The 23,082-nt window shown below is 38.5% G+C and carries 19 protein-coding genes; 14 read left to right on the top strand and 5 right to left on the bottom strand.

Annotation, left to right across the window (positions count from 1 at the left end):
* Positions 1-30 precede the first annotated feature (30 nt).
* On the top strand, positions 31-585 hold the full coding sequence (locus tag AC5WOE_RS18150; RefSeq protein ID WP_496051452.1) for a DUF420 domain-containing protein: 555 nt from the start codon (positions 31-33) through the stop codon (positions 583-585).
* A gap of 154 nt (positions 586-739) precedes the next feature.
* Here AC5WOE_RS18150 and AC5WOE_RS18145 read toward each other — a convergent pair whose 3' ends face one another.
* From AC5WOE_RS18145 to AC5WOE_RS18135, 3 genes are read right to left on the bottom strand one after another with little or no spacing between them, the layout of a single operon-like run.
* Positions 740-1,045 (bottom strand): hypothetical protein, encoded by a 306-nt coding sequence (locus AC5WOE_RS18145; RefSeq protein ID WP_496051453.1) that lies wholly within the window; start codon positions 1,043-1,045, stop codon positions 740-742.
* Positions 1,046-1,057: 12 nt separating this feature from the next.
* Positions 1,058-1,651: a hypothetical protein gene (locus AC5WOE_RS18140; RefSeq protein ID WP_496051454.1), complete on the bottom strand. Its 594-nt coding sequence runs from the start codon at positions 1,649-1,651 to the stop codon at positions 1,058-1,060.
* A 20-nt stretch (positions 1,652-1,671) separates the two neighbouring features.
* Entirely contained in the window at positions 1,672-2,187 is a 516-nt protein-coding gene (locus AC5WOE_RS18135; protein ID WP_496051455.1) for a DUF6557 family protein, read from the bottom strand.
* A gap of 329 nt (positions 2,188-2,516) precedes the next feature.
* Between AC5WOE_RS18135 and AC5WOE_RS18130 the strand changes: the two genes are divergently transcribed.
* The 3 genes from AC5WOE_RS18130 to AC5WOE_RS18120 are packed head-to-tail and all read left to right on the top strand — an operon-like array spanning position 2,517 to position 8,106.
* Positions 2,517-4,241: a fatty acyl-AMP ligase gene (locus AC5WOE_RS18130; protein WP_496053177.1), complete on the top strand. Its 1,725-nt coding sequence runs from the start codon at positions 2,517-2,519 to the stop codon at positions 4,239-4,241.
* Positions 4,228-7,365, top strand: a complete 3,138-nt coding sequence (locus AC5WOE_RS18125) for a beta-ketoacyl synthase N-terminal-like domain-containing protein (RefSeq protein ID WP_496053176.1) — start codon at positions 4,228-4,230, stop codon at positions 7,363-7,365. Before AC5WOE_RS18130 ends, AC5WOE_RS18125 begins: the two co-directional genes overlap by 14 nt.
* A gap of 3 nt (positions 7,366-7,368) precedes the next feature.
* A complete protein-coding gene (locus tag AC5WOE_RS18120; protein ID WP_496051458.1) occupies positions 7,369-8,106 on the top strand; it encodes a thioesterase II family protein in 738 nt (245 codons plus the stop codon).
* A gap of 57 nt (positions 8,107-8,163) precedes the next feature.
* On the opposite strand, the gene AC5WOE_RS18115 is transcribed toward AC5WOE_RS18120, so the two are convergent.
* On the bottom strand, positions 8,164-9,456 hold the full coding sequence (locus AC5WOE_RS18115) for a glutamate-1-semialdehyde 2,1-aminomutase (protein ID WP_496051459.1): 1,293 nt from the start codon (positions 9,454-9,456) through the stop codon (positions 8,164-8,166).
* Between the two features lie 166 nt (positions 9,457-9,622).
* On the opposite strand from AC5WOE_RS18115, the gene AC5WOE_RS18110 reads away from it, so the two are divergent.
* The 10 genes from AC5WOE_RS18110 (at position 9,623) to AC5WOE_RS18065 (ending at position 22,773) form a co-directional block, all read left to right on the top strand.
* Entirely contained in the window at positions 9,623-10,789 is a 1,167-nt protein-coding gene (locus AC5WOE_RS18110; RefSeq protein ID WP_496051460.1) for an ATP-binding protein, read from the top strand.
* Positions 10,790-11,333: 544 nt separating this feature from the next.
* The gene (locus AC5WOE_RS18105) at positions 11,334-14,267 is read left to right on the top strand and encodes a hypothetical protein (RefSeq protein WP_496051461.1); all 2,934 of its coding nucleotides are present in this window, start codon (positions 11,334-11,336) and stop codon (positions 14,265-14,267) included.
* Between the two features lie 107 nt (positions 14,268-14,374).
* Positions 14,375-15,118, top strand: a complete 744-nt coding sequence (locus AC5WOE_RS18100; protein ID WP_496051462.1) for a sporulation protein — start codon at positions 14,375-14,377, stop codon at positions 15,116-15,118.
* Between the two features lie 8 nt (positions 15,119-15,126).
* Positions 15,127-15,888, top strand: a complete 762-nt coding sequence (locus AC5WOE_RS18095; RefSeq protein ID WP_496053175.1) for a sporulation protein — start codon at positions 15,127-15,129, stop codon at positions 15,886-15,888.
* A 138-nt stretch (positions 15,889-16,026) separates the two neighbouring features.
* The gene (efeO, locus tag AC5WOE_RS18090; RefSeq protein WP_496051464.1) at positions 16,027-16,884 is read left to right on the top strand and encodes an iron uptake system protein EfeO; all 858 of its coding nucleotides are present in this window, start codon (positions 16,027-16,029) and stop codon (positions 16,882-16,884) included.
* Position 16,885: 1 nt separating this feature from the next.
* Positions 16,886-18,154 (top strand): iron uptake transporter deferrochelatase/peroxidase subunit, encoded by a 1,269-nt coding sequence (efeB, locus tag AC5WOE_RS18085; RefSeq protein WP_496053174.1) that lies wholly within the window; start codon positions 16,886-16,888, stop codon positions 18,152-18,154.
* Positions 18,154-19,941, top strand: a complete 1,788-nt coding sequence (locus AC5WOE_RS18080) for an FTR1 family iron permease (RefSeq protein ID WP_496053173.1) — start codon at positions 18,154-18,156, stop codon at positions 19,939-19,941. Before efeB ends, AC5WOE_RS18080 begins: the two co-directional genes overlap by 1 nt.
* A gap of 251 nt (positions 19,942-20,192) precedes the next feature.
* Positions 20,193-21,188, top strand: coding sequence for an ABC transporter ATP-binding protein (locus tag AC5WOE_RS18075; RefSeq protein ID WP_496051467.1), 996 nt, complete (start codon positions 20,193-20,195; stop codon positions 21,186-21,188).
* 6 nt (positions 21,189-21,194) lie between these two features.
* On the top strand, positions 21,195-21,986 hold the full coding sequence (locus AC5WOE_RS18070) for an ABC transporter permease (RefSeq protein ID WP_496051492.1): 792 nt from the start codon (positions 21,195-21,197) through the stop codon (positions 21,984-21,986).
* A gap of 1 nt (position 21,987) precedes the next feature.
* Positions 21,988-22,773: an ABC transporter permease gene (locus AC5WOE_RS18065; protein ID WP_496051468.1), complete on the top strand. Its 786-nt coding sequence runs from the start codon at positions 21,988-21,990 to the stop codon at positions 22,771-22,773.
* Here the strand turns inward: AC5WOE_RS18065 and gerPC are convergent.
* On the bottom strand, positions 22,685-23,053 hold the full coding sequence (gerPC, locus tag AC5WOE_RS18060) for a spore germination protein GerPC (RefSeq protein WP_496051469.1): 369 nt from the start codon (positions 23,051-23,053) through the stop codon (positions 22,685-22,687). The two genes, AC5WOE_RS18065 and gerPC, sit on opposite strands and share 89 nt — an antisense overlap.
* Between the last annotated feature and the right edge of the window lie 29 nt (positions 23,054-23,082).

Below are 23,082 nucleotides of genomic sequence, written 5' to 3'. Positions count from 1 at the left end.
CATAAAAAGTTTTTTATGGAGTGATTAGATGTGAATACAGAAGAAGATAAACAAGCTCTAATATCAAAGGATAAAAACTTTACTCCTTGGATCATTACTATTACGATTGTTTTAAACCTTGCGATTGTTCTGATTTTCTTTTTGCCGAAGTATCAAGGTTTAAGTCATTTGGATCTTACTTTTTTACCGATGATGAATGCGATTTTTAATAGCTTTACTTTTATTTTCCTACTTGTGGCACTCTACTTTATTAAACAGCGAAATATTGTATTACATCGACGTTTTATATATGCTGCTTTTACTTCCACTATGCTTTTTTTGCTCACTTATGTGTTTTACCATATAAATGCACCTGATACCCATTATGGTGGTTCAGGACCTTTGAAGTATATTTACTTCTTCATCCTTATTTCGCACATTGTCTTAGCTGTTCCTACTGTTTTGATCGCATTATTTACCGCAGTGGCTGGATTGCAAGGAAAATTAGCCAGGCACCGGAAAATAGCCAGATGGACGATGCCAATTTGGTTATATGTAAGCTTAACAGGTGTTTTAGTTTATATCATGATCTCCCCCTATTATTAAATAATAAATAAACCTCTTCTTACTGTATTGTTAGGAAGGGGTTTATTGTTGAAGCGTTTTTATTTAGAAGAAATCCAAAACAAAAAAGTGTTTGATTAGCATAAGGCAAACATCCGATGAATGGAAGAAGAATGTTTGTCTTATGCTAACTACGCTACATTAAAATATGCAAAATAACATACAACACAGCGATAAAGCAGAATAGGCATAATGCAAAGAAAATGATGGGAGACCAAATACTATCTTCTGTTCCTCTATAAATAATTTCTGTATGATTGTCCTGATCTATTTTTACTTTCTGAAAGAGAATGAAAGCATCTTGTTCTTTTTGCAAGCGAAGGCTAAATTGTCCGCCTTCTTCATGCAATTTTTCTAATTCTTGTATCGTATATATCAAATCGTCTTTGCTAATCTGTAATGTGATGTGGTTATCAGATTCAGTAATGATAGATTTTTCCATATTTTGTCCTCTTTAGCTTAAAGTGATAAGATACCATATCTCCTTAATTACAAGGTAAATCCCCATTAGTGTGCCAATTATAAATAACAAAAACATGAGGTTTTGTCCCCATTTTTTGAACTTCTTGACTTTACCTCCGATAAGATGAATAGTTAAGCGGTTATAAGGAGAGGAGGGAAAATCAAACGTGATCGTTTCCTCCAGATTCTTGTTCAATTCCTCTAGGGAACTCCAAAAGCTAATCAGTTCCTCTTCCGTTAGTTGTACAATATATTGTCTTCCCATTGTAGGGTTTTCCACATGTAACTCGCTCTGTTCCAAGGAGACATAGCTAATCTCTTGTGTTTTAGAAGTCTCTTTGGATTTCATACGATCCAAAAAAGATAATTCCCATTTGAAAAAAGAGAAAACCCAGCCACTTAAGCTGAATGCTAAAATCCCAGAAATAATATTTGGTACATAAGAATCGATGGTATAGACAAAACCAGACTGAATCATAAAATGATTCTGGACAACTTCCCACAACGATTCCATCACAAATTTATCTATGCATTTGTAAAGGAAGAAGGTAGCTAAAATAAAGAATAAATGGCGCAGAAAATTCATTTTTTTCCTCCAACAGGTAGTTATGCTGTAGGGGCTTGTTTCCTTTGTGAGATTTCTTTTGAGGAATAGCCAACTGTTGTTATAGTAAAAAGTGTAGCACAGACGAGAGTTGGTTTCGAATACTTATCTAGGATTTCCTTTGAAACCTCATAAGCTAATACATTTTTCCACTCATCCTCATCTATCATATATTCGGTATAAAAATCACCTTTTTCTTTGGCATAAACATCGATAAATTTGCGTTCTTCATTAAGATGGAGATAAAGTACAAACGGCTTCTCAAGTGAATCATTAGGCTGTAGATGGAGTAATTCTTCATACGTTTGTTTCAATTGAGACAGGTTACGCAGTTTATCTAAATATAAGCGAATCAGTTCCTCTTCTACTTCATCCCAACTTACCTCAGCCAGACAGCTGGAAAATGATGGGGTATCGAATGTTTCTCTGTTGCCAGTACTTTTTGATTTGTGAATAAAATACCATAGTATTAGGAATAAGAGCGCAATGATAATCCCCATCCCTACAAAAATTTTCACACAGATTCCTCCTCGTATATTTGTAATATCCAGTTTCAAAGGTTCAACTTATACATAATAGCATAAGTATTGTGTATATAATTTAGAAAAACATTTTAAAGGATCGTCTTTATTTTAGTGATGAGTTGAATGCTTTATATCAATAATTTATAATAGAAATAACATAATAATTATTCGTAAAAATATATTAATACACTTTTAATTTGCTGTTTTTTTGATCCCCCTCTCTTTGACCTACCAATTTTTCTAATTTTTTTGACACCAGTAACAATATCCATACTAGTAAACATAATTTAATCCTAATTTTTGAGGAGGTATTTTCCGTATTCATGGGTAAGTTGAAAACGTGGATAGAAGTCATACAGGAGCAGTCAGCGATTCGGCCTGAAAAAGAAGTCTTTACTTTTTTAAGGGATATCGGTGGGAATGATTCACGGCTTACCTTTCAAGAATTAGAGCAGAGAACGAGTTCTATGGGGACTCATTTGGCACAGGTTGGTGCAACAGGACAGAGGGTGCTCATCCTCTTAGAACCTAGTATGAACTATATCCTGGCCTTTTTGGGTTGTTTGTATGCAAAAGCTATTGCCGTTCCTGCTTATCCCCCTAACATGAAGAAGCAATTTGGAAGGTTATTCAATGTTATACAAGATTCAAAAGCTAAGTATGCTATAACGAGTAGAGTAATCTACGATAAATTGAGAGACTGGACAAATGAAGAACTTCCTTTTTTTAATTGGCTTTTAGTAGAAGAACTTCCTCAAAATCTTTCTACCACTCAAACACTGCACTGGGAAGCAAATGATATTGCTTTTCTCCAGTACACCTCTGGTTCTACTGGTAATCCAAAAGGCGTTATTTTAAATCACACTCATCTCATTGAAAATGGATACCGCATGATGGAGCGTTGGGATATTCATCAAGATGCCAAAATAGTCAGTTGGTTACCGCCTTATCATGATATGGGTTTGATTGGAACAATTCTCACTCCTATTTTAGCAGGTACAAAAGCTGTTCTGATGACCCCTTACCATTTTGTACAGCGTCCCATCCGTTGGTTGCAGGCATTGTCTGACAATAAAGCAGAGATTTCTATTTCCCCGAATTTTGGCTTTGATCTTTGTGTGGATAAAATTAGTTCGGAAAAACGTGATGAGTTGGATCTCTCACATTGGAGGGTAGCTGTTAATGGATCTGAACCAGTTAGACCTGCTACGTTGAGGAAATTTGCAGCGTATTTTGCACCAGTTGGATTCAAACCAGAAGCTTTATACCCTGGGTATGGAACTGCTGAAACAACATTGATGGTTTCTGGAGGAGACTGGAGAGAAAAGCCTGTTTTCAAGCATTTTGATGCAAATTTGTTAGAAGAGGGAATTGCAGAAGTAGTCGAACCTCATGCGGAAAATGCAAGAGAATTAGTGGGAAATGGTCAAAGTGTCTATGGTCATGAGGTGATCATTGTAGATCCTGATACACGGATGCAGTTAGCTGACGGCTGTGTTGGGGAGATTTGGATGAGAGGCCCGTGTGTTTCCCTTGGTTACTGGAAAAATGAAGAAGCTACGGAATATGCCTTTCATGCTTTTACACAGGATGGAAAAGGCCCGTTTTTACGATCTGGTGATCAAGGTTTTTATTGGGATCAAGAGCTTTACATCAATGCACGGCTCAAAGATTTGATTATTATCAATGGCCGCAATTATGCACCATCTGATATTGAGTGGGAGATAGAAAGAGCTCATAATGGGATTCGTAAAAATGCCAATGCTGCATTTTCTATTGATCATTTGGGGAGAGAGCGGTTAATAATTGTTACAGAAGTGGAGAACAGAATACTAAAAAACGTCGATAATCCTATTCAACTGCTGAGTAATATCATTCGGAAAGTAGTCTCACAATCTTATGAAATACCAGTTTATGACATTGTTTTTATTAAGAGAGGGACCATCTTAAAGACTTCAAGTGGAAAAATTCAAAGACAAGCTATAAGAAAAGCTTATCTTGCAAATCAGTTAGTAAGATTAGAGGCTAAAAAATATGACAAAAGATAAATTAATTGCTTGGTTACGTAACCATGTTGCTGAATGCCTTTATCTTTCTTCTGAGGAAATTAAAATAGATGAACCATTGGAACAGTACGGACTTGGTTCGAAAGAGAGTTTGATGATATCGGGCGATTTAGAAGAGCTATTGGATCGAGAATTAGCCCATACGATTTTATGGGATTATCCAACTATTGAGTCATTATCCTCCTATCTCGTTGGAGAAATGACACAAGAACGAATTGAAATAAACAGAAGTAGTGTAAATGAGCCTGTTGCTGTGATCGGTATGGGATGCCGTTTTCCAGGGGCATCATCAGCTGAACAGTTTTGGGAAATGATGATGAAGGCAGAAGATCATATCACTACTGTTCCTGAGGGTAGATGGTCCAATTTATCTTTAGATTTGATAGGAAAATCACCTGTTTCCTATGGGGCTTTTCTGTCACATATCGATCAATTTGATCCAGCTTTTTTTGGTATCTCTCCTAGAGAAGCTGAGATGATGGATCCACAGCAACGGCTGCTATTAGAGGTGACATGGGAAGCATTAGAGGACGCGGGACTAAGGATGGATCAGCTAAAAGGATCAGATACTGCCGTATTTGTGGGTGTATCAGGCAATGATTATATGAGTCTAGTGGAAAAGGAAACAGATTTTTATCATCTGACTGGAAATTCTTCAAGTATTTTAGCAAACCGTATTTCTTATTTTATGGATTGGTATGGGCCAAGTATGGCAATTGATACCGCTTGCTCTTCTTCCCTTGTCGCTGTTGATTTAGCTTGTCAAAGCATTCGTAGTGGACAATCTTCGCTGGCATTTGTAGGTGGGGTTCATTTACTTTTAACACCAAGTAATTCCATCCGATTTGCTGCTGGAGATGTTTTGGCTCTCGATGGAAGATGCAAGACATTTGATGCAAAAGCAGATGGCTATGTTCGAGGAGAAGGAGCAGGAGTAGTTGTTTTAAAATCATTATCTCAAGCACAGGCAGATGGAGATGCGATTTATGCAGTTATTCATGGTTCATCTGTCAATCAAGATGGGAAAAGTAACGGTCTTACAGCACCAAATGTACACGCTCAAAAAGCATTACTGAAAAGTGCGGCCAGATCAGCAGGAGTACAACCGAAAGATATTTTTTATGTAGAAGCGCATGGAACGGGTACACCTTTAGGGGACCCTATAGAAGCGAAGGCATTGGCTGAGGTTTATGCGCAGAAGAGGGAGAATCCATTGTATCTTGGTTCCGTAAAAACAAATATAGGACACCTTGAAGCAGCAGCTGGTATTGCTGGTTTGATCAAGTCTGCTCTTGCCCTGCATCACAAATGTATTCCACCTCACCTTCACTTTCAACATTGGAATCCACAGATACCAGTTGACCAATATGAGCTAGAGGTAGTAACGAAACCGATAAATATCCCCAATCAAGTATATGTGGGTGTGAGTTCCTTTGGATTTGGAGGAACCAATTCTCATGTGATATTAGGAGAAGCTCCTTCCAAACCGCCGAAAACCAACAAGCATGCATCTGATGGCGGATTTACTTTATTAGCAATATCAGCAAGGAGCAAAGAATCTCTGCAAAAACAAGTTACACAGTACAAAGACTATATCCAACATAAGTCATCTATATCTCTTTCTGATATTGCTGCAAATGTTTGGCAGACTAGAGATCAACATGAAGAACGTATCATGCTTTTAGTGAAAGAGAGAAAAGAAGCAGTGAAACTATTGACTTCTGTGGAAAAAGGCGAGCAATGCGACCAGATTTTTTACTCGAAAAATTTAAGAACAGATCAAGTAGTTTTCGTATTTTCGGGACAAGGACCAAAATGGTCTATTAGTCGAGATCTACTTGAAAAAGAAACGGAATTTCGCAATACTTTGTTGAAAATGGAAAAAGAAATCACCATTAAAGTCTCTTGGTCCTTATTAGAGAAAATCACTCAATTAGAGCAAGGCGTCCAATTGACTATGGTAGAAACACAATTACTTTATTTTTCTATTCAAGTAGCACTAGCGAGATTGTGGCTGTCTTGGGGGATTGTACCAGCAGCAGTTGTAGGTCATAGTTTAGGGGAAGTTGCAGCAGCACATATTGCAGGAGCTTTAACACTATCAGAAGCGATTGGAATAGTAATAGAGCGCAGTCGTTCAGCTCAGAATATGGTGAATAAAGGAAATTTATTAGTTGCACAAATTGATCGGAAAACAGCCAGACATATATGCGAACAGTCAGATAAACGAGTTGCGATAGCAGTTTATAATAGTCCAAATAATCATGTTTTATCGGGGAAAAGTTCTGCTTTAGAAAATATACAGATAGAGTTAGGGAAGAAAGGAGTATTTTCAAAGTTTGTAGCTACATCTCCATATCCTTCTCATAGTTTTTATATGAATGAAATACGGGAACAATTAGGTAAACGTTTAAGTTGGATTCAACCAAGAGAGACATCCATACCTTTTATCTCTGCCGTAACAGGAAAAGAAATGGATGGCAGTAGCCTCAACGCTGAATACTGGTGTGATAATATTTGCCAAGCTGTACGTTTTCAGGATGCGGTATCCCTTTTAATCCAAGATCAAAAAAAATTATTCTTGGAGATATCCCCACATCCTGTACTTGAAGTACCCATATACGACTGTGCAGCCCCATTTCATACAGAAGTGAATATCGTTTCGTCTTTGGAAAGAGACCGGCCAAACGAGGAGAGTCTGCTCGCTTCATTAGCTGTTTTATATTGCAATGGATTGAACTTCGACGGGACAAAAGTTATGCCGGAAGCAACTAGTAGAATACCATTACCGAAGTATCCTTGGAATCAGGAACGGTATTGGGTGGACTCGAAATTAGAAAAGGCACACAAAGAAAAAACGACGATAGAAGAAAAAAAGATAATGATGAATATAGAGGAATATGTGTTGGGTTTAATCAGCGAAATGTTGAAAATCCCCATTGCAGACATCCCGATAAATAAGCCTATCATTCACATGGGGTTTGATTCAATCATGGCAATGCGTTTAAAAAGAAAAATAGAAAAAGATGTAGATGCTCAAATTTCCATTGTTCCTATTTTACAAGGTTGTTCCGTCAAAGACTTTATAAAAATACTCCCTAAATAAGGGGTGAGATTTTTGTGGTATCACCGATTTCCCGCCACAAAAAAGCGGGAGGGGAGACTTATTTGCTTTCATCATGCAGGGGGAAATCCACATGTGTTTCAAGCTTGGTCCAATTGGCTGGGTTCTTCGCTGGAGATTGTTTCGATTGAACTCCCTGGTCATGGAACGCGCTATAGAGAAGAGCTAATTCCAACCGCAGAAGAAATTGCTGCACAAGTCATCCCACATCTCTTATCCTTTTTTGATGAACCTATCTTCTTCTTAGGACATAGCATGGGAGCTATTCTAGCTTTGGAAACAGTCAGCCAATTAATTTCCTTAGATATAACACCAAATCATTTGTATGTGATTGGTGCATACCCGCCATACGTTAAAAAAGAACCAATCACCCATAAATCAGATGAATCATTTTGGGAAGATGTGTATCAATTAGGGGGGATGCCAGAAGGATTTTTTCAAGATCCAGACTTAAAGAAGTTTCTTCTCCCTATTTTGCGCAGCGATTTTCGTTTGACAGAGTTATATGATAAAAAAGTAGAGCTGCTCTGCCCTGTGACTGTATATGCTGGTGACAAAGATATTCCATCCTTAAAAGATTTAGCTGGGTGGAAAGAAGTAAGTTCAGCAGCTTTTACATTGCGGATATTTCAAGGGAATCACTTTTTTCTGCATCAACAACAGGAAGAATTTCAGGAAACATTAAAAAAATCTCTCCTCCAGCAAATAAAAAAGGAAGAGTGAAAGAAATATGCTTAGGAAAATGCTAGAGTGAACATCTCTAGCATTTTTTATTTATTATTAATAGATTAGATTTTTAAATGATTTATTTATCGCTGAAATTGTTTTATTTATATCATGATCAGAGTGAGCGGTGGTGAGGAACCAAGCTTCGTATTTGGAAGGAGCTAAGTAGATTCCTTCTTCCAGCATAAGTCGAAAGAAACGTCCAAACTGCTCACTATCGGATTTTTGTGCACCATCGTAATCGGTAACAGCCTGATCACTAAAATAAACGGTCAGTGCTCCATTTTGCCGGTTTAATTGGATCGTTCGATTATATTTGTTTGCTGCTTCCCATATTCCTTCTTCTAATTGTTTGCCCATTTCATTTAAACGCTCATATGTACCTTCTTTGGAGAGCTCTGTTAGACAAGCCATTCCCGCAGAGATAGAAAGAGGATTTCCAGCCATTGTCCCTGCTTGGTACATCGGGCCCATTGGTGCGACTTTTTCCATGATTTCTTTGCTTCCGCCATATGCACCAATCGGCAGGCCTCCACCGATGATTTTTCCTAAGGCAGTAAGATCAGGTTCTACTTGATAAAGCGTTTGTACCCCGCCAAAATGAAAACGAAAAGCAGTGATCACTTCATCATAAATAACGAGGGCACCAGCTTGATGTGCCAGTTTGTTGACTTGCTCTAAAAAGGATGGCTGAGGAGGCACAATGCCAAAGTTACCTACCAGTGGTTCGACTAATATACCAGCCACTTGGTCTCCCCAATGGTCTAGTGCAGCTTCTAATGCCCTAGGATCATTGAATGGCACCGTGATTACTTCTCCAGCGATACTAGCTGGAATACCCGCACTATCCGGTATACCGAGAGTGGATGGACCAGATCCTGCTGCAACGAGAACGAGATCGGAATGCCCATGATAGCAGCCGGCGAATTTGATAATTTTATCCCGTCCTGTGTAAGCACGAGCAAGACGAATCGTCGTCATGACGGCCTCTGTTCCGCTGTTTACAAAGCGAATTTGTTCCATCGAAGGGATCGCATCACGGATCATTTGGGCGAACCGTACTTCTTTTTCTGTAGGTGTACCATATAAAATTCCCTGCTCCGCTACCTCTTGGATGGCACGAGTAACAGCAGGATGTGCATGTCCAAGTATAATCGGGCCAAATGCTGCTAAGTAATCGATATATTGGTTATCGTCTTCATCCCAAAAATAAGCTCCTTGGGCTTTTTTCATGAAAATCGGATACTCGCCGCCAACCGCTCGAAAGGATCGAGATGGACTGTTTACTCCTCCTACGATAACGTCTAACGCTTCTTGGTATAGTGTTTGTGATGTTGTTGTTTTCATGTTAAGTCTCCTTTCTACATCAGATATTATATCGTAGTTTGGAAGGGAGGTTTGTTTGAGGAGAAGTTTTTTATTTAATCCCTATCCGTTGAGGGTTTTATAGTTTTCATGATGTATCTTTTGTATAATTAGTAGTAATTCTGATTCATAGGAGAAAGGCGTCGAAATGACCAGATGCGCAACTCCAGAAGAGATGGAACAAATCCGGCGAACTATAGTTCAGTATATTGCGGATGCTCATGGGCTAGAGAGTAGCAGGCAAACCAAAGATTTTGTTTACTGGGCAAAATCAAAAGAGCACCGATTTATTAGCTGGAAAGAGGATAAAACGATGCTTTGGAGGATCAGTTCCAGCTATACGGCTCAATTCGGACAGCTAGGTGTTTGGAATTACGTTCCACCAGTAGAAGAACAACTAGAAATTGCAGAGGAAGCTTTTCAGCTCTCAGAGGATAGACATCGATCTGCAATAAAGACAGAAACAGAAACAGATCAAAATGAAGGGGAAATCGAACTGTTTCGTTCTCCTCAAGAGTATATTTACGCTTTTGGGAGAAATACGGTTATCTTTCTGACAGGTCGATGCGGTGCAGGTAAGAGCACATTGGTAAGAGCACTACAAGAGAAGATAGCTACACAGACCTACTTGGATAGAGATGAGAAGTTTAACATCGTCTCTCATCCCTTAACTGAGATTTCGGTTGCAGATCCGGATGATTTTCTCACTGAAGGAAGATGGGTTGGGGTAGTTCCGACAGAAAAGGTTGAACCGGCATGGCGGGAAACGCTGAAAAAGATTGACAATCTCCTCAAGAGGGAAAAAGGAATCATTGTCATTCCAGATGCTGGTGACAACCAGGCTGCACGTGAAGCTATTTTGGTTGCCATTCATAGTTCTTATATTGTGAGAAATGTCCACTATGTACTCGCGGATTGCCCCCCATTGGAGGCACTTGCTAGAAATGAGACAAGAGAGAGGAAAGTGAGCTACGATGTGTGGCTCCGAGTACATGAGAAAGTAGATGTGACCTTTGAGTCGGTCAAGAACTATCTGAAAAGTTCATCAAACGAACATGGACTTAGAAACCAAACATGGGAGATTGTAGATGTAAGCTCTTCTCTCTATAGAAGGTTGGAGGAGAAGCTGTATCAATGTTCTTACGTTTCTCCTTTTGGAGTGCGATGTTCCCATAGAGCCATTCCGGTTTCAATCGATTGTTGCAGAGGAAGTTTCGTCGTTTCACGAATAGATTCGCCTTTCTGGAAAGACCAATCCAACCTGGGTTTCCTCTGTGCGGATCATTTTCCCTCCCCAAATAAAAGGTTGATATAATATCAATGGAAGAGGGAAGCGGCGGTATTCATGAAAATGGATACCGCCGCAGCATTTAGCAGCTCAAAGTAGAATGTTTAGATTATATGAAGAAATGATAGAATATTCCCATAAAACCTGTTAAAATATTTGTTTTTATGGTAAAATGAATTCGTTGCCGAATATTTCAAGGAGGGTTAAATAGATTTCACAGTATTGGTAGTCAACTTCTATACGGTGATTTTGAAAATAAAACATGAATATTTTATCTATTCATGTGAACGATTACATTTGAATTTGAGAAGATGGTATATAGAGGAAGTCCACACCAAAACTGCTGATTTACAGCAGTTTTTCTTTTGTATACGTGAGATGAGGAAAAATCAAAGTAACAAATAATGGATACATTTTCAAAGCTGGAAAAGTACTGATTTCTAGCGAATTTAGAGACTATGTAGTTCTTTCTGTGTATTGTGAAAGCAAGCGTTCTTATGATATTCTAAACCTATTCATCAATTTCTCTTATTATTTTACAAATTATGCTGGTTAAGGAGGAGGTTGTAGCATGGCTTTCTTTAAAGTTGGCGATGTATATCGGCAAAAATATCTAATCGAGAGCGTTGTTCCCTTCTTTCAAGGCGAACTGGCAATTGCAGTATACGAAGGCAAAAGATATTACTTACAATCAGCAAGTTTAAATAGACAAGCTCCACTGCGAGCAATATCCCAGTATCGTAATCTGAAATTGCCACAAGTGATCCCTTATTTAGACGTTTTTGACGAACCGGATATGTTAGTATTTATTCGACCATATGTAGAAATACGACCATTACGTGAAATCATCACCACACAAGAATTGTCTGAAGAGCAAGTAGTCAAATGGGTGAGGGGACTCCTTCATGTTGATGCTGTACTTCGATCCAAACCGATGTCCATGTATCTCTTACTCGATTTAAGAAATATTGGAGTAAATAGCCAAAATGAATTGCAAGTCTTTTTCTGTGGTTTGGAACAAATTATGGTTTATGAATCCAAGTTGGACTGGGGAACGTTTATTTACAGTATGTTATCTGGTCAATTTCTAGATGGTCCTATTTTGAAATTACCGCGGAATTTTAAAGTTTCAAGACCCATGGCTAGACTCATTCAAAAATCTTTTAAAGAATATACAGTTCCGCCAGTATTGGAGCAAGTAGAGATTTTTGAAAACAAAAATACGAGCGGGAGCATCTTGAGTAAATTTTGGGGTGAAAGAAAAGAAGAAAACAATGGGCTTGGCAATCCGAATGCAAAACAAGAACCCATAATTTCGGTGAGTAATAGACCTACCTATCGTGCGGAACAAAATTCCGGGACATTAATTCATCAAGGAAATGGATCAACAACTACTGTATTTACGGATAATCAAAATGAAGAGGACACAGAACAACACGATATAGTTGTCCAAGAAAGGGGTAGCGTGGTGAAGGAAGACGAGACAAAAAACTTAAATAAAACAAGTAGCAAACAGCAAGAACAACAAGAGTCTTCTATAACTACTGTGTTTAAAGAAGATGCAAATGAAAACAGTGAATTAGAACTAAACGATGCAAGTTTTGAGGCGACTTCTCATACAGATTGGTTATTAGAAGAAGAACCACTCGTTGGAGCGAAAGATCAAGCTTATGATGAAAATGAAAACAGTAAAGTTGTAGTTCAGCCAAAAGTATCTGAGCCTTCTCATACAGAAAATGCAGACTTGAATTCTCCTGTACAAGAAGCTGTATTTTCAGAGGAATCACAACAAAACATTGAACCAAAATTGGAAGAAGCGGCACAGGAAAAATCTGATAAAGAACGAAAATCAGATGAAAATGTAGAAGCAGAAGAAGCAAATGAGAAATTAGCTAAAGAAGAATCAGTGGGAACACATCCTGATGCCAATCACACAACAGTGACAGTTTCACCAGCGTTAGCTCAATTAGAAGGACAAGACCTGTCTCAATCTTTTGTGCTGAAATTAAATAAGCAACAAGAAGAGTTGGAAAAAGAACAAGAAGAAAGTTTACGGAAGATGCGGGAAGAATATGAGCGTCGGGAAAGGGAACTCATTGAGCAGCATCGGAAGAAATTAGAGGAAGAGCAAAGGCGTTTGTTGGAAGAACAACGCAAAAAATTAGAACAGCAGCAAGAAGAACTTCTCAAACTAAAACGAGAAGAACTCTCTAGAATGGAAAAAGAGGCTCGACTTGCAAAAGAAAGAAAAGAAAAAGAAAAACGTCGTAAAGCAAAACTGGCAGTAGCACGAAAACAGTTTGAAGAAAAGCAAAAAATGGTATTGGAACAGGAAGAACAAGCCTTTCAAAAGCGCCAAGAGGAGTTACTGGCCCAACTTCAAGCTGAGTATGAACAGCAGAAAATAACCTTACTTCAGAAGCAAGAAGAAGAGTATCAAGCACGAACAAAAGCTAAATTGGCTGAATTGACGGCAGAGTGGGAACAAGTAGAGGCATCTACCGATGGTGAAATAACGAACGAATTTAAGTTTGAGCCAATAACCAGCCAAGTAACAGAAGAATCAGAAAAGGAAGATATACCTCTAATTTCTTTGGAAAATTTAACCACAACGACAATTCCAGTGGATGAAGTCAAATCTTCTGATACTGACTCTCCTGAAATAGAAACGAAGCCTGTAGTTACAGAGGTAGAACCAATATCTCAGGAAGAGAACGAAGAAATCGAAAATGTATTTGCTGAAGTTATACCCACGAAAGAACCAGAGCCTATCAAAGAAACCAAAAAACAAGTGAAAGTATCTAAAGAACAAACAAAAGAAATAGAACCAAAAGTGGAGCAAGTAGACAATAAACAGGAAACAGCAGTGAAAGATGAGATAAAAACGGAAGCAGTATTTGGAAAACCAAAAAAAGTAGATTCAAAACAAAATGTACCAAATTCCGTTCAAACTGAAGAAACAGAAGGTAAAGTAGAAGAGACTACAGATGAAACAGAAGATTTACAAGAAGCCTCTGATGAAGAAGGACCGAAGAAAAAACGCCGACGCAGAAGACGGAGAAGAAAAAAGAAATCTACAGATGGAGAAGGAACATCAACAGAAGAAGTGGCCGCTACAGCAACTTCGGACACTGCTGTTGAAGTGCAAAACACCACTAAAGAAGTGAAAAGCAGCACAAGTGAAGCGAAAAACAACACAAATGAAGTCGATCCGCTGGAAGCAGAGAGACGCAGACGTGAGCTAGAGTTACAGCAAATGGAACGTGAACTATTGGAGATGGAAAAACAAGAGAAACAGAACAGACCAAAAGTTCAAAAACAAGAACCAGCAAAAGTAAATAAGGTAGAAGAAATTACTCCAAAGAAAGAGGAGAAAAAGGAAACTACACAAGCTCCTGCAGTTGCAAAAAAACCAGAAGTTCCAGTGGTGAAAGATACTACAGAGCATGCAACACTTGCCAAACAGTTTGAACAGTATTTAAAACTGTTTAAAAAGAAGAAATAGGAGGCGCTCGTCCTCCTATTTTCCTTGCTGACGAAATATTTAAGCATTTTTTATGCAATCATGTTGAAGGTCCAGTAAATCGGGCTTTTTGAAAGGAGTATTTTTTATTGTTTAATTGGATATCCAGCGTTGGTATAGGCGCAGCTAAAGTTGATACACAACTGGAACGACATCAATATTCTCCTGGAGATATTGCAAATGGGGAGGTAGTGATCAAAGGAGGCATTGGTACTCAATCAATTGATCAAGTAGAACTTCATCTCATTTTCGAGTATCGCGAAGAAGGAAGCAAAAAAAAGAAAACCTACATAGCAGACGTTTTTCAATTATCAGGCCCCATTGAGATTGCCGAACATGAAGTCAGGAGAATCCCTTTTCAACTAACATTACCTGACACGATACCGATGTCTACTGGCCATTTTCCTACGTATCTTCGAACCTATTTGGATGTTAAGTTTGCCATTGATCCGAAAGATGAAGATAGAATTACGATACTACCAGCAAAACTGGTACAACATATATTAAAAGTAATAGAAGATGCAGGCTTTATCCTATATCAAATAGATAATCTGGAGCTGATAGAAAAGCCAAAGAGCGGATGTCCCTTTATGCAAATTTTTATTTTCCGTCCTACTGGTTCTAATCATGGGGTGATTGATGAGTTTTCTGTAGTATTCTCACATTCTACCACCTCCTTTAAAATGGAGATGGAAATCCTAAGAGCTCAGCAAGCTCTACAAAGTACATTTGAATGGAATCACCGTGATCCTGAAGGTACTTTTCGCATAAATGGTGAAGCAGCAGAAGGAAATCCGTTTGAAAAACTTCGATCACTTTTAAGAAGAAAGTAGGGTACTGTATGAATTTATTTCGAAAATCGCTGACTACATTTGGAGTTGGCTCTGCAAAAGTAGATACAAGACTAGAGAAATCTACGTACATGCAAGGTGAAATCGTTAAGGGTAAAGTATATGTTTTAGGCGGACAAGCAGAACAATTTGTAGATGAAATTTATTTATTTTTAAATATCCAATATGAACTCGATGGAAGTCTATCTGAGTATATGGTGGAAAAAATCTTAATTACGGAACCATTTACGATTGGCCCAAAAGAAGATAGACAGTTTGAGTTTGAGTTTCAATTACCGTATGACTGTCCTGTCTCTATTTCTGGAGCACCTATATTTCTGCGTACGGGACTCGATATCAAGTTAGCTCGCGACCCGCAAGATGTAGATGGGATCGAAGTTCTTCCTCATCCTTATATTGATATGATTTTAGAAGCAGTTGAAGCTAATAATTTTCGTCTATCCAAAGTAACTTTTGATTTTGAACATCATTTTTCTCGACACCCCTTTGTACAAATGTATTGTTGTGAGCCTATTTCAGGAGTAGAATTTGATTTGGACAGCGCCTCTTTTGTCTTTTTTGCTCATCAAAATGAAGTAGAAGTAATCATGCACTTAGATAAAAAAGGTGATGATATTTTCAGCTCGATGGAGGAAGCGCTTAAACTTGATGAGAGATTAGGAAGGTTTATTATTTTGATAAATGATATTCATCAAGGAAAACAACATTTGGTAAATCGAGTAAAAACAGAAATGGAGAAGGCACTCCAATAAGAAATCCATCCTAAGCAGGATGGATTTTTTTATGTTGTGATATAAGGCATATTTCGTATGTTTTTATATTGACAATGAGAATCACTATCATTAATAATAAAAAGGACACAAAAAGGTGATGGATGAGGAGATAGATAGATGTTTTTTTACAGCAAAAAGATTTTAGCTTTGGGACTTATCAGTGCTTTAGTAGCTGCAGGATGTTCCACTAAAGCAGATACAACAGAGAAGAAACCTACAACACAAGTGAAACAAACTGGGGAAAATCAAGCTTTGAAACCAGTAGTAGAGGAATACCGAAAATTTGTTATAGAACAAACAGATAAATTGGTAGAACAAACAGAAGCTTTTGTTCAAGCGGTAAAATCAGGAGATATGGAAAAAGCAAAACAATTGTATGCCCCAACCCGGATGTACTATGAACGAATTGAGCCTATTGCTGAATCCCTTGGTGATTTAGATCCCAAAATTGATGCCAGAGAAAACGATGTACCGGCAGCGAATTGGTCAGGTTTTCATAAATTGGAGAAAGCATTATGGCAAGATAAATCGCTATCTGGTCAAGAAAAAACAGCAGATCAATTACTGCAAGATGTTCAACTTTTGCGTGCAAAAGTGGAGACAGTGACAATTGAACCCAGTCTTTTGATTACAGGTGCTGTAGAGCTTTTAAATGAAGTGTCTACTAGTAAGGTGACAGGGGAAGAAGAACGTTATTCTCATACAGATTTGTATGACTTTGTTGCAAATGTGGAAGGTTCCAAACAAATTTTCACCTATATCCAACCTTTACTGGAAAAGAAAGATGCGAAATTGGCAAGTGATATAGAATCCAAATTCAATGCATTGCAAGCGGAACTAGCAAAATACAAACAAGGAGATGGGTATGTCCTATATGGACAATTGACGAAAGATCAGGTAAAAACCTTATCTCAGCTGCTGGATGCCCTTGCTGAACCCTTATCTCAGATTGGGACAGTAGTGGGAGGGAAATGAGATGAAACCGGAAAAAAGTGATTTTCTTTCTCAACCTATCAGTAGACGAGATGTATTGAAACTAACGAGTGTTGGCGGGCTCGGTTTAATGCTTGGGTCAGGCGGGACTTGGCTTGCTAGTAAGACATTATTGGCAAAACCATCCTCCAGTTCGGCAAATACTATTCCATTTTATGGTGAACATCAGGCAGGGATTACTACCCCTGCCCAAGACTTTGTAAGCTTTGTGTCCTTAAATATCGTTGCTTCTAAGTTATCAGAAGTAAAGGATTTATTCCGGGAATGGACAGAGGCAGCTGCTAGGATGAGTGCAGGTCAAACAGCTGGGAAGGAATCAGGACAAGCTCTCCTGCCTCCAACAGATACAGGAGAAGCAGGAGGATTAACAGCTTCAAGGCTTACTATTACTTTTGGTGCAGGTTCTACTTTTTTCCAGAAAGATGGAACAGATCGGTTTGGTATCCGGTCTAAATTGCCTCCCATGTTAGCTGATTTGCCAGCATTCGCTGGTGATCAATTACAACAAGAGTGGTGTGGTGGCGATCTTTGTATTCAGGCCTGTGCTGATGATCCACAAGTAGCATTTCATGCTATCCGCAACTTGATTCGGATGGGAAGAGGATATGTTACGGTTAGATGGATGCAATCAGGATTTCAGCGGACAAGTGCAGCAGATCCTAAGAAAGGAACACCGAGAAATTTATTAGGATTTAAAGACGGGACGGGTAATCCCGATGTAAATGATAAACAGAAGATGAATCAGGTAGTGTGGTCCGGGTCAGCTGATCGTGTACCTTGGATGACAGGCGGCAGTTATATGGTTGTCCGCCGGGTTCAAATGCACATTGAAGTATGGGATCGAACCACTTTACAGGAAGAAGAGAATACATTTGGCCGTCATCGTCAAACTGGTGCTCCACTTGGAATGAACAATGAATTTGACAAACTTGATTTAGAGAAAAAGAACCCTGATGGAACTTATGCAATCCCAGAAAATTCACATGTTCGCCTTGCCCATGGTAACGGGAAAATAGAAATATTACGTCGATCCTACTCTTTTACCAATGGTTTAAAAGATACAGGACAATTAGATGCAGGACTTCTATTTATTTGCTTTCAGCGAGATCCAAGAAAACAATTTGTTCCGATCCAAGCAAGACTAGCACAGGCAGATAGTCTAAACGAATACATCTCACATGTAGGAAGTGCTGTATTTGCTTGTCTTCCTGGAGTCCGCAAAGGCGGGTATATAGGAGGTACATTATTTTGATGGCTAGAACTCAAATAGGAAAACGTTTGACATTACTGATCCTTTTGCTTAGTGTTTATCTCTTATTTTGTCCTTGGACACAGACGTATGCTGCTTCCAGTGATCAATTATTGATTATAATAGGGGATGCACTTGCGAAGGCTGGTTCTAAAAATTGGCCGAAGGTTGAAGAAGATCTTGGTAATTATCAGCAAGAGTGGAATTCACAAAAAAACACAGCAAATGCATCTATACGAAGTCAAATAGATCAAGCACTGTTAAGGGCAAATCAGACAGTGAAAACAGCCAATACAAACCCTGAAAAAGCTTTTCAGTCGATATCTGTTTTGGCGAAAGTAACAGATAAGTATATAACGAGTACACAGCAATCCATCAAAAAATCTGGTAAAGAAGAAGCAAAATTATTATTGGCAAGTATGCAAAAATGCTTGGATTTCGCGAGTAAAAATCAGATGCAGCAAGCAAAAAGTTGTAATCTGCAATTTACAAATGAATGGTCAAAAAATGAGCTGCTTATCCGAAATGATGCATCTGCTGTCTATGGTTTGGCTGAAACGAAAATGAGTCTTGTTCGAATCTATGTACAAGCAGAGCCTGTAAATCAAGCAAAAGTGATCAGTGCAATGCAGGAACTAATCCGTGTTTTACAAGATTATGTGAATGGTTCGGTTTCATCCAATACAGTGAACGGGAAAGATTCCTTACCGAGTGTGATACAACTTTTAACCAAAGCAGACGAGTATATCACAGCTGGACAACCTGCAAAGGCAGCAGAACAAATGCAATTATTCATTCAAAAATGGCCAAATGTAGAGGGTGTTGTTCAGGTAAAGGCTCCTGAATTGTACACAAAGATAGAGAATCAGATGACAGAGGCCGTGAGTTATCTTGTTTCTAGTCCACTTCAAGAACAAAAAGCGTCTAATGTGATCAAGGAGATGAAGACAGCACTTCAGAATGTCTCAGATAGCGGGAGCTATACCGCTTGGGATGCAGGAATTGTATTGTTTCGAGAAGGACTAGAAGCTGTATGTGTGCTAGCTGCACTACTTGCCTTTTTGAAGCGATCCAATAATGAAGAAAAACGCAAATGGATATGGAGTGGAGCAGTAACAGGGGTTCTTTTAAGCATAGGGATAGCATTTTTATTACATGCATTTTTAACGAGTCTCTCCGCTGGCAGCACCCGAGAAATGATTGAAGGAATAACAGGCATCGTTGCAGTAATCATGATGATTACGGTAGGAGTATGGCTACATTCCCAAGCAAATATAAAAAATTGGAACAAGTATGTCGAACAGAAGATGGGATCTGCCTTGGCTACTGGCAGTCTATGGTCTCTTTTTGCAGTAAGTGCATTATCAGTCCTGCGAGAAGGTGCGGAAACGGTTATCTTCTATATGGGTATGGCACCGTCGATTGAAACCAATCAACTAGTATTAGGCATGTTTGCTGCATTTGTTTTACTGCTTATTATTGGTTTCTTCGTTATCATTTTGAGTAACAAAGTCCCATTCCGTGCCTTTTTTATGGTTGCAGCGTTTTTTATTTATTATTTGACGATAAAATTTACAGGGCAGAGTATTCATTCCCTTCAAGTGGCTGACCAATTTCCAGCACATCCATCGGATCTATTACCAACGGTAAGTTGGCTTGGAATCTATCCAACTTGGGATTCGATGATCGCCCAACTTGTCGTGCTAATTCTCATCATTGGGTTAGCTTTTTGGAATAGTAGATTAAAGGTGAAAAAAACATGGGATGAAAGTTTGGATAGTATAGAATAGGGATGAATGGAAAAAAGAGATATCATAAGCTAAAAAAATAATTGGAATAGATGATTCTTCATATTGATAAAAATAACACCTGATGGAAAAATTGGCATCAGGTGTTTATTTACAAACTAAAAGCTTGTGTTGCTTCATTTTTGTATTTTTTGTGGAAATATAATTGCAGAATAGTGAAATGTACTTTACAATATAAGTGATCTGATGTTCGTCTTTTTAAAGACGGGCGTTTTTATGTGGAGGAAACAGGAATGAATGCAATCGAAGCAGAGAAATTAACAAAAGAATTTCAAATTTATCAGAGTCGAAAAGGTTTAACAGGGGCTTTCCGAGATTTGTTTAACCGTAACTATCGGACAATCCGAGCTGTAAATGAAGTAAATATAAGCATCCCTCAAGGAGAGATGGTTGGATATATAGGAGAAAATGGTGCTGGTAAATCTACAACCATCAAAATGTTAACGGGTATTTTGCAGCCTACTTCTGGCGAGCTAAAGGTGAATGGCTTTGATCCCCATAATCAACGGGAAGAGTTCGTAAAAACGATCGGGGTTGTATTTGGTCAGCGAAGCCAGTTGTGGTGGGATATTGCAGTTCAAGAATCGTTTACACTGTTGCAAAAAGTGTACCGTGTAGACAATCAAAAGTTGCTTGATCGAATGATTGAAGTGTTAAATATCGGAGAACTGCTCGATCAACCTGTTCGCAAACTCAGTCTTGGCCAGCGTATGCGTTGTGAATTAGTCGCTTCCCTTATTCATCAACCATCTTTGTTATTTTTAGATGAGCCAACGATTGGATTAGATGTATTGGTAAAAGAAAATATTCGGCAATTTTTACGAGAAATGAACAAAGAATTTGGAACAACTATTTTGTTGACGACACATGATTTAACCGATATTGAAGCATTATGCAATAGAGTGATTATGTTAGACAAAGGAAATATCATCTACGATGGTGGATTGACGAAGTTAAAACAGGAATGGGGAGAAGGCAAAAAGATTCACTTGGAATTGGATCAAGAAATTTCTCTCGCCCATCTAGGTCAATTGACAGAAGCACTGCCTGTTACATGGAGCAAAAATGAAGCAAACACAAAGCTGTTCACTGTTTCACTGCAAGGACATTCAGTCACTGCTTCAGAAGTATTGTCTCTACTAGTAACTTCAGGTGTTCCTATTCATGAAATGCAGATTCAAGAAGTTTCTACCGAAGAAATCGTGCGGAAGATTTATCAGGAGGGTTAAATTTTGCTGGCTATGTATAAAGAGGTAATCCGCATCCGATTTCTGATGATGTTGGCTTACCGTGTAAACTATTATAGCGGGATTATCATTTACAGTATTAACATCGGGGCATATGTATTTTTATGGCATGCTGTTTATGGTGGAAAACCTAGCATACAAGGGTTTACTGCTATTCAAATGGCAACCTATATCGCAGTTTCTTGGATGGCGCGTGCTTTTTATTACAATAATCTGGATCGGGAAATAGCAGAAGAAATACGGGATGGTTCTGTTGCTATACAAATAATCCGGCCCTACAGCTATTTGATGGTGAAAGTATTTCAGGGACTTGGAGAAGGTCTATTTCGTTTATTTCTTTTTAGTATTCCGGGGATGATTATTGTCGCTTTCATCTATCCGATTCAACTCCCAACCGATCCACTTATATGGACACAGTTTTTAATCAGTTTATTATTTGGGTTTATTGTTAACGTTGAAGTAAATTTGATAGTGGGTTTATTTGCTTTCTTCCTATTAGACAATCAAGGAATACTTTGGGCAAAAAGATTTTTGGTAGATTTGTTATCTGGGTTAATCATTCCGATTACTTTTTTTCCAACTGTGCTGCAAAAAATATTTGCCTTTTTGCCATTCCAAGCAATCAGCTATATTCCAAGCAATACGTTAGTAAAAGGATTGAGTATTGAGCAGTGGTTACCAGCGATTGGAGTTCAGTTTGTTTGGACGATCATTTTAGGTCTGATCTGCTGGGGATTTTGGGCGAAAGCACGCAAAACGCTAATTGTGCAAGGTGGTTGAGATGGTACAATTTCAAATATTTTGGGAATATGTGAAACAATATATGAAGGCAAGACTTGCCTATCGTTTTGATTTGGTCGTGAAGTTTCTTACCGATTTAATCTCTCAGTCCTTCAACTTGATATTTATCGTAGTTGTCTTTGGGCATACGAAACAATTGGGCGGATGGAATCAAGCAGAAGTAGTATTTATTTATGGTTATTTTTTATTGCCTTGGGCGATATTTGGTACCTTTTTCAATCTTTGGAGTTTTAATGACCGCTACATTATCAAAGGTGAACTTGATCGAGTACTGACTCGACCCGTTCATAGTCTTTTGCAGATTATTATGGAATCGATGACACCAGAATCACTTATTGGCGTGGTCACAGGCCTCTGTGTAATGGGTTATGGTGCTTCTCAGCTCGATTTGGACTGGGCTTGGTATGATCCCGTTTTGATGATTTTGTTCACCTTGGGAGGAGTTCTCGTTTATGGTGGGATCTTTATTGCCTTGACTAGTGTTAGTCTATATACGGACTCCAAAACAGATATTCAACCGATTGTCTTTAATGTGAGCAATTATGGTCGATATCCAGTTAATATTTATAATCGGATTGTGCAATTTGTTTTGACATGGATACTGCCATTTGCCTTTGTTGGTTTTTATCCAGCAAGCTTTTTATTAGATAGAGGAGATTGGCGTTTTTATGCCTACATTACCCCTGTGGTGGGTCTTGTGTATTTTTCCATTGCTGTTTTGCTTTGGAATCGTGGGATACGTCATTATCGGGGAGCGGGGAATTAACCTGCTCTTTTTTTTGTCCAAAATCGACAGAAACCCCTTCTTCATTCACGATTTTTTCTGCCAGTTCTGTCATATTTTCTCCATCTCCGTTAAGGCTCATGCCGAGGTTTAACATACCACTTAAGGTTTCAATATTGAGTTCTTGGATTTTATACACCATACGCTCAATGTGTATAGGTTTTAGTTCTTCAATTTGTTTTCGCAAAGAATTATTTTCCTCGCGAATTTTTTCTATTTCTTGTCTGAGATACTCGAAGTATTGCCAATAAGGGTCATACATATCATTTCCCTCCATTTACTGTAAGCATT

The organism is Shimazuella sp. NTD248 (genome assembly GCF_059510395.1).
This window is presented reverse-complemented; position numbering and strand designations above follow the sequence as displayed.

Excerpts from the sequence above, each read along its gene's own strand:
- AC5WOE_RS18095 (WP_496053175.1), top strand. The coding sequence starts at position 15,127 with ATGAATTTATTTCGAAAATCGCTGACTACATTTGGAGTTGGCTCTGCA.
- AC5WOE_RS18105 (WP_496051461.1), top strand. The coding sequence starts at position 11,334 with ATGGCTTTCTTTAAAGTTGGCGATGTATATCGGCAAAAATATCTAATC.
- AC5WOE_RS18115 (WP_496051459.1), bottom strand. The coding sequence starts at position 9,456 with ATGAAAACAACAACATCACAAACACTATACCAAGAAGCGTTAGACGTT.
- AC5WOE_RS18130 (WP_496053177.1), top strand. The coding sequence starts at position 2,517 with ATGGGTAAGTTGAAAACGTGGATAGAAGTCATACAGGAGCAGTCAGCG.
- efeO (WP_496051464.1), top strand. The coding sequence starts at position 16,027 with ATGTTTTTTTACAGCAAAAAGATTTTAGCTTTGGGACTTATCAGTGCT.
- AC5WOE_RS18145 (WP_496051453.1), bottom strand. The coding sequence starts at position 1,045 with ATGGAAAAATCTATCATTACTGAATCTGATAACCACATCACATTACAG.
- gerPC (WP_496051469.1), bottom strand. The coding sequence starts at position 23,053 with ATGTATGACCCTTATTGGCAATACTTCGAGTATCTCAGACAAGAAATA.
- AC5WOE_RS18075 (WP_496051467.1), top strand. The coding sequence starts at position 20,193 with ATGAATGCAATCGAAGCAGAGAAATTAACAAAAGAATTTCAAATTTAT.
- AC5WOE_RS18065 (WP_496051468.1), top strand. The coding sequence starts at position 21,988 with ATGGTACAATTTCAAATATTTTGGGAATATGTGAAACAATATATGAAG.
- AC5WOE_RS18080 (WP_496053173.1), top strand. The coding sequence starts at position 18,154 with ATGGCTAGAACTCAAATAGGAAAACGTTTGACATTACTGATCCTTTTG.
- AC5WOE_RS18110 (WP_496051460.1), top strand. The coding sequence starts at position 9,623 with ATGACCAGATGCGCAACTCCAGAAGAGATGGAACAAATCCGGCGAACT.
- efeB (WP_496053174.1), top strand. The coding sequence starts at position 16,886 with ATGAAACCGGAAAAAAGTGATTTTCTTTCTCAACCTATCAGTAGACGA.
- AC5WOE_RS18140 (WP_496051454.1), bottom strand. The coding sequence starts at position 1,651 with ATGAATTTTCTGCGCCATTTATTCTTTATTTTAGCTACCTTCTTCCTT.
- AC5WOE_RS18125 (WP_496053176.1), top strand. The coding sequence starts at position 4,228 with ATGACAAAAGATAAATTAATTGCTTGGTTACGTAACCATGTTGCTGAA.